We start from the raw sequence: 1,570 nt of genomic DNA, 5'->3' as shown, positions 1-1,570 counted from the left end.
AAAAATGTCATCAGGAAAGAAGCTTATAAGCGTGGGTGGACATCATATAACGATTGAATGAGAAAAAAGTATATGTGATAGGAGTGTTTATTAAACGCAAATTGTTTTTAATGATGATCAATATAAAAATATTACTCAACAATATGGCGCAAGAGGCGAGTAAAGACTATCTGGAATTTCCCTATTAAGGAAACACAAGTGATATTGAGGTTACTATGGGCTAAAAATAGCCCTTTTTTTTTGTTTGCCTAATCACTAACAAGTGTACAGACATAAAATGTTTTAAAATGTATTGAAAAAGGAGTGAAATAATGAGCACATATAAAGCTACACCATGTTGTGGTAAAAGTGTTACCAAAGAAACATCTGCTTGTTGTGATTGCCCTGTTATTACTGGGACATTACGCGGTACGTATGATCTAGACTGTGGTCAAACAACGACAATTTTTAGCACAAATACTAGTTCTGCTATTAACGGAACTGTTGAGGTAGATCGCTCCTCTGTATGTGGAGTGAATGTGATTATTACCGCAAACGGCATGGATACCATTCTAAATATCCCCCCATCAAATAATAACAATCAGGCAAACAGTCACAGTCTCAACTTTAATATGGTAACTAGTATAAAGATTATGTGTACTGGTGCATCAGGAGACAGTTGTTTAGGAGATTATGATTTTATAATTACAGAAAGATGTATAACGACTACCCCTGTATCAAATAATATAACCCAGAGTATTAGATAAAGAAGCTGGACTGCCAACACCTAACTAGACAATTTTCTTAAGGTATTTATTTTTGTACTCAATAGGACTTGTATAACCTAGTGTGCTATGAATACGAATATGGTTAAACCAATGCACGTAGTCATGGAGTTCTCGTGTTAATTCTTCTAAACTTTCATACTGCCTCCCTTTGACAAATTCTGTCTTAATAATTTTAAATGTAGCTTCTGCAACGGCATTATCATAGGGGCATCCCTTCATACTTAAAGAGCGTTTAATAGAGAATGTTTTTAAAACATCATCAATTAACTTATTTTTGAACTCGTTTCCTCTATCTGTATGAAACAATTGGATATGATGAAGGTCGTCCTTTATTGAAGCGAGAGCACGATAAACAAGCAACGCATCCTTGTTCGACCCAGTACTATGTCCAATAATTTCTCGATTAAAGAGATCAACAAAGACACATATGTAATGCCATTTTTTATCAACCTTTACAGATGTTAAATCACTTACGACAACAGATAACGCTTCGTTCCGCGTGAATTCACGGTTTAGTTCATTGGAATAGTGGTCCTCATTTGGCTTTTCTGAATGGGGTTTAAACTGTGCGACAGTATAATTAGAAACTAGTCCTTGTTCTTTCATGACTCTACCAATACGTCTTCTAGAAACAGTTTTCCCAAGCTTTATAAGTTCATGTTTAATTTTGCGTGTCCCGTAATTCTGTCGACTCTCATGGAAGATTCGAAAAATATGTGACGTGACATCATCCTCATGAGTTCGGTGTTTTGCTTCATAATAAAACGTACTTCTTGGGAGTTGTAGGACTTGGCACATTGCTG

Annotated in this window: 2 protein-coding genes; one reads left to right on the top strand and one right to left on the bottom strand. The window is 35.5% G+C overall.

Annotated elements, in window-relative coordinates; all coding sequences use genetic code 11:
• Nucleotides 1–311 precede the first annotated feature (311 nt).
• On the top strand, nt 312–746 hold the full coding sequence (locus tag JM172_RS24370; protein ID WP_214484960.1) for an S-Ena type endospore appendage: 435 nt from the start codon (nt 312–314) through the stop codon (nt 744–746).
• A 24-nt stretch (nt 747–770) separates the two neighbouring features.
• Here JM172_RS24370 and JM172_RS24365 read toward each other — a convergent pair.
• Nucleotides 771–1,570 (bottom strand): IS3 family transposase (locus tag JM172_RS24365; protein WP_214484959.1); only part of this gene is annotated, 800 nt, incomplete at its 5' end.

The organism is Bacillus sp. SM2101, from assembly GCF_018588585.1.
Taxonomy (GTDB): Bacteria; Bacillota; Bacilli; order Bacillales; family SM2101; genus Nanhaiella; species Nanhaiella sioensis.
Note: the sequence above shows the minus strand (reverse complement) of the source record. Positions and strands in the feature narration are given on the sequence as shown.

Coding starts and splice junctions, on each gene's coding strand:
- JM172_RS24370 (WP_214484960.1), top strand. CDS start 312: ATGAGCACATATAAAGCTACACCATGTTGTGGTAAAAGTGTTACCAAA.